The 5,200-nt window shown below is 72.0% G+C and carries 4 protein-coding genes and 2 pseudogenes; 5 read left to right on the top strand and 1 reads right to left on the bottom strand.

Annotated features, from left to right (window positions below):
• Positions 1–348: pseudogene (manB, locus tag ACFWP3_RS41465) on the top strand (phosphomannomutase/phosphoglucomutase); the annotation flags it as partial.
• 296 nt (positions 349–644) lie between these two features.
• Here manB and ACFWP3_RS41470 read toward each other — a convergent pair.
• Positions 645–1,928, bottom strand: a complete 1,284-nt coding sequence (locus tag ACFWP3_RS41470; RefSeq protein WP_384232096.1) for an IS701 family transposase — start codon at positions 1,926–1,928, stop codon at positions 645–647.
• Positions 1,929–2,254: 326 nt separating this feature from the next.
• Here ACFWP3_RS41470 and ACFWP3_RS41475 point away from each other — a divergent pair, with 326 nt between their 5' ends.
• From ACFWP3_RS41475 to ACFWP3_RS41490, 4 genes and pseudogenes are all read left to right on the top strand, one after another.
• Positions 2,255–2,815, top strand: a complete 561-nt coding sequence (locus ACFWP3_RS41475; protein ID WP_384232098.1) for a TetR family transcriptional regulator — start codon at positions 2,255–2,257, stop codon at positions 2,813–2,815.
• A gap of 61 nt (positions 2,816–2,876) precedes the next feature.
• Complete coding sequence (gene galU / locus ACFWP3_RS41480) at positions 2,877–3,782, top strand: UTP--glucose-1-phosphate uridylyltransferase GalU (protein WP_384232100.1); 906 nt, start codon at positions 2,877–2,879, stop codon at positions 3,780–3,782.
• 194 nt (positions 3,783–3,976) lie between these two features.
• On the top strand, positions 3,977–4,948 hold the full coding sequence (locus tag ACFWP3_RS41485) for a ParB/RepB/Spo0J family partition protein (RefSeq protein ID WP_384232103.1): 972 nt from the start codon (positions 3,977–3,979) through the stop codon (positions 4,946–4,948).
• A gap of 70 nt (positions 4,949–5,018) precedes the next feature.
• Positions 5,019–5,200, top strand: a pseudogene (locus ACFWP3_RS41490) (MFS transporter); the annotation flags it as partial.

The raw sequence follows: 5,200 nt of genomic DNA on the forward strand, positions 1-5,200 counted from the left end.
GCGGACACCGGGATGCTGGCGGCGCTGCACGTGCTGGCGGCCCTGGGCGGCCAGGACGGCCCGCTGTCGGGCCTGGTGGCCTCGTACGACCGCTATGCGGGTTCGGGTGAGATCAACTCGACGGTCGCCGACCAGGCGGGCCGGCTGGCGGCGGTCAAGGCCGCGTACGGGGGCCGTGCGGACGTGGAGCTGGACGAGCTGGACGGTCTGACGGCCACGGGCGCCGACTGGTGGTTCAACGTCCGCGCCTCGAACACCGAGCCTTTGCTGCGCCTGAACGTGGAGGCCCGCGACGAGGCGACCCTGGCGAAGGTCCGCGACGAGATCCTGTCCCTGATCCGCGCCTGACGTGCCGGCGGGGCCGGGTCTGCCGCAGTGCGGCGATCCCGGCCCCCGCCGTGGCCCCCCGCCGTCGCCCCCGCCGTCGCCTTCGGCTCGGGCCGCACTATCCAGCCCCGCCGGCGTTTGAGGCGCGGGGTCCGGGGCGGAGCCCCGGCAACGGCGCCGCACCCGAACCCCGTCCGCATTCAGCCCCGCCGGCGTTTGAGGCGTGGGGGTCCCCCCGGACGGAGTCTGGGGGAGGGTCCGGGGCGGAGCCCCGGCAGCGGCGCCGCACCCGAACCCCGTCACGCCGCGCCGCGCCGTCAGGCCACGCGCTCCCGAGCCGCCGGCACGGCCTCGGCTTCGGCCTTGTACGCGAACGCGGCCGACATCAGCGTCATGTGGTGGTGCCACCCCGGGAAGGAGCGGCCTTCGAAGTCGAGGAGGCCGAACTCGTCGGCCAGCGTGCCCAGCACCGTCGAGGTCTGCGCCGACTGCCGGACCAGGAACAGCAGGTCGTCCATCCGGTGGCGGCTCATGTTGGTGAGCCAGACCGGCCCGCCCCGCACGCCGGGCCCCGGCCGCCGTTCGCCGAACAGGCGGTAGGTCTGCTGGGCCCCGGGGACCCCGGTCTCGCCGCCCGGTACCCGGACCAGCCCCGAGTGGATGCGCAGCCGCTGCGGACGCGCGTCGGGGCCGCTCAGCCGTGCGGCGTACGGATGGCTGGTGTTGCCCAGACGCGCGAAGTCACCCGCGGTCGTCGTACGCACCGGCATCCCGCCCGGCATCCGTGCCGGCATCCGCGCCGGTGCCCGCACGGGCGTCGGCACCGGCATTCGCGCCGGCTCCGCCGCATGGGCCGGGCCATGGGCCGGGCCGTGCACCGGACCGGCGGGGGAGACCGTGAGGGTCGGCGGTACGGAGACCAGGAAGTCGTGGCCGCGGCGGCCGAGCATGCCGATCAGCGCGGCGGCGCCGTTCAGGCGGCTGAAGTCGGCTATCACGGGGGCGCGTACCGACGAGGTGCGGGCGGCGATCGTCTCGATGAGTTCGAGGACCAGGGATTCCGGGGTCTGGTGCGCGACCTCGGGTGAGATGCGTGCCCGGCGGCGCAGGGTGGGGTCCGCCGACCAGTTCTCGGGGAGGACCAGCCGCCAGTCGACCGGCATGTTCGTGCCGCCGAGGGACAGGAAGAGCCCGTATCCGTACTGGCAGTTGACGATGCGTCCGGCGGCCGGGTCGAAGCGGCGGTGTACGCCGACCGAGTGCTCGCCGCGCTTGGGGAAGGCCACCTGCCCGATCGTCCAGGCGTGGACCCTGTGCCGCTCCTCCACCCAGCGGAGCAGTTCGGTGCGGGCCGGATCCCACTCCCACGGGCTCGCGTTGATGAACTGCTGCAAGGACTGGGAGGCGGTGGGGGACTCGGTCACGGACGCGGCGAGCCGGCGTACCGACTTCTTGCCCGGAGTGGTGAGCAGTCCCTGCAAGTAGACCCGGGCCCAACGGCGTTGGTCGGCTCTCGGTAAATGGCCGAAGAGGCGCTCGCTGAACTCGTCCAGGGTGGTGTCCCCGGCAGCCAGAGCTCTGGTCCTCGTGTGTGCCGTCATCTGTATCCCCCTTCGCTGCGGACGCCGGCGTGCGTCGTAGGTACCATCAGAGTACAGAACGTTCGTTTTTTTTCTAGCGTAGGTGTGGCGCCCTTCCCGCGACTTGGGCACGTTGGTGGTCAGGGCTCCGTCGCGAGGGCGGCGGTGGAGGGGGGCGGGTGCTTCTTCGTCAAGTCGGCGTTGTGCGTGGCCGGCACACGGGGCGACGCTGGAGGTCGCCATCCCGAGACAGGATGTACTGGTGAGTCAGGAACGACCCGGATGGCAGTGATGGTGCAGTGGTAAAGCAAGAGCGCGGCGTGCGCACCCGTAATCATCTGATTTCGGTGGCCGCCGCAGAATTCGACCGCAACGGATATGACGGAACGTCATTATCCAAGCTGAGCAGGTCCGCAGGGATATCCATAGGAGCGCTCACCTTTCACTTCTCCGCGAAGGGGGAACTGGCCTCGGCCGTCGCGGACTCGGGGCGGGAGGCCACCCGCAGAGTGGTCGAGGACGTCACGGCCCGCGGCGGCCCGGCGCTGGACACCGTCTCCGCGCTGGTCCTCGAACTGGGCTGCCTGATCGAGGACGACGCGGTCGTGCGCGCGGCCGCCCGGCTCACCCAGGAGCGCGTCGGCGCAGGTCCCGCCTGGTGCAGCTGCTGGTATCCGGAGGTCACGGAGCTGCTCGAGCAGGCCGCCGAGGAGGGGCAGTTGAGCCCCGAGGTAGGCCCGCGCCCCGCCGCGCTGCTGACGGCGCATCTGGTGGGAGGGGTCGTCGTACGGGCGCGCCGCGGCCGGACGGGCGGCAGCCGCGGCGCCGTCGTCGCCGAGCTCAGAGAGCTGTGGCGGCTGGTCCGGCGGGGCATCGCGGCGACTCCGGCCGAAAGCGGAAATGCCTAAGTAGGCGGAAAACAACGGGAATTCAGGCTGGTGGCGCGCGGAACGCTCTAGCGTCAGCGGCATGAATTCCACACCTCATCGGATAACCAAGGCAGTCATCCCCGCTGCGGGACTCGGAACGCGATTCCTCCCGCTGACCAAGGCCACCCCCAAGGAAATGCTGCCGGTGGTCGACAAGCCCGCCATCCAGTACGTGGTGGAAGAGGCGGTCGCGGCGGGGATGTCCGACATCCTCATGGTCACCGGACGCAACAAGCGCCCGCTCGAGGACCACTTCGACCGCAACTACGAGCTGGAGGAAGCCCTCCAGCGCCGCGGGGACCAGGACAAGCTCGACAGCGTCTGCGCCTCCACCGAGCTCGCCGACATCCACTACGTGCGCCAGCGGGACCCCAAGGGGCTCGGCCACGCCGTGCTCTGCGCCGCCCCGCACGTGGGCCGGGAGCCGTTCGCCGTACTCCTGGCCGACGACCTGATCGACCCCCGGGACCCGCTGCTGGCCCGCATGGCCGAGGTCCGCGCCCGGCACGGCGGCAGCGTCGTCGCCCTCATGGAGGTGGATCCGGACGCGATCCACCAGTACGGATGCGCCGCCGTGGACGGGCCGTCGGGCGCCGGGGGCGTACGCATCACCGACCTGGTCGAGAAGCCCGAACCCGGCACCGCGCCCAGCAACCTCGCCATCATCGGCCGCTACCTCCTCGACCCCGAGATCTTCGAGGTCCTGCGGGGTACGAGCCCCGGACGCGGCGGCGAGATCCAGCTGACGGACGCGCTGCGCACCCTCGTCCAGGCGGGCCGGCCCGTGCACGGAGTCGTCTTCTCCGGCCGGCGCTACGACACCGGGGACCGTGCCGAGTACCTGCGCGCGACGGTCAGGCTCGCCTGCGAGCGAGAGGACCTTGGGCCCGGATTCCTCGCCTGGCTGCGGGAGTTCGTGCGCGCGGAGGAACTGGCCGGGGTGTGAGGGCGGCTCGGTGGGCGACCGGGGATTCTCCGCGGTCGCCCACCCCGCGAGGCGGCTACTTCGCCAAGTTGCCCAAATCTCAACGGAGTTCGGCGGCCAGCTGGGTTACCGAACGGTAGTTACGTAATTTCTTCCCCGGGGCCGGCGACGGACCGGCAGCCGAAACAGCGAGTGCACGAAGGGAGGTGAACACCATGGGCAAGCCCCACGCGATGAGCACGCCGACCACCTCCGACAGCGTCGTCGAGGTGCCGGTCGGCGCGCTGCTCTCCGCGGACTCCCCACGCGTCGTCCGCGTGGACGAGAGCCACGCTCAAGGCCTCGCCCACTCCGGCCGGATGCTGCCCCCGCTGCTCGTGCACCGCGGCACCATGCGGATCATCGACGGAACGCACCGGCTGCGGGCCGCCGAACTGCGCGGGCAGGACACGGTGGCGGTCACGTACTTCGACGGCACGCCCGAGGACGCGTTCGTCCTCGCCGTCGAGGCCAACATCAGCCACGGGCTCCCACTCACGCACGCCGAGCGGACGGCCGCTGCCCTGCGCATCCTGCGGTCCCACCCGGACTGGTCCGACCGCGGCATCGCGCAGCGCACCGGGCTGGCGGCCAAGACCGTCGGATCGCTGCGCCGCCGCGCCGGTCCCGCGCCCGACCCCCCGGGCCGCGTCGGCCAGGACGGCCGCATCCGGCCGGCCGATCCCGTACGCGGCAGGGAAGCCGCGGCCCGGTTGCTCGCCGGACACCCCACGGCCTCGCTGCGGCAGATCGCGCGGGAGGCGGGCATCGCGCCCTCGACCGTACGGGACGTCCGGCGCAGGATCGGCGAGGGAGCGGATCCCGTGCCCGCCGCCCAGCGGCGCTCCGCCAACGGCCCCGCCCCGCCGCCGGACCCGGTGCCCGCCCGGGGCCGCGGGCAGCCACTGCCCGCACTGGTCACCAGCCTCTGCAAGGACCCCCTGCTCAGGCTGAGCGAAGCGGGAAGGCTCCTGCTGCGCATGCTCGACCTCCAGGTGAGCGGACTGCGCCAGTGGGAGCGGATCGTCGCCGCGATACCCCCGTACCGCGCCGAGACGGCGGCCGCCGCGGCCGCCCAGTGCGCGCGGGACTGGCAGGAACTGTCCGAAGAACTAAGGCGCCGCGCCTCGGCGCAAACCCCTGCCTGAGCCGGCTTCCCCGGCAAGTACCGGCCTTCAACGCAGAAGGCCTCCGTTGTGATGGAAAGGATGTATGGCGATGTCGGTTGTCGAGGGAGCGCGTGTTGACGCGGGTGCAGGGGAGGGGGGAGGAGCCGGGGGGCCGGTCCGTCTGGACGGACGCCTCAAGCTGGTGCTTGTGGTGCTGCTGGTGGCGCAGTTCATGCTGGCGGTTGATTTCTCGATTCTGAATGTGGCGTTGCCGGTGATCGGTGACGGGCT

The organism is Streptomyces sp. NPDC058525 (assembly GCF_042719495.1).
GTDB lineage: Bacteria > Actinomycetota > Actinomycetes > Streptomycetales > Streptomycetaceae > Streptomyces.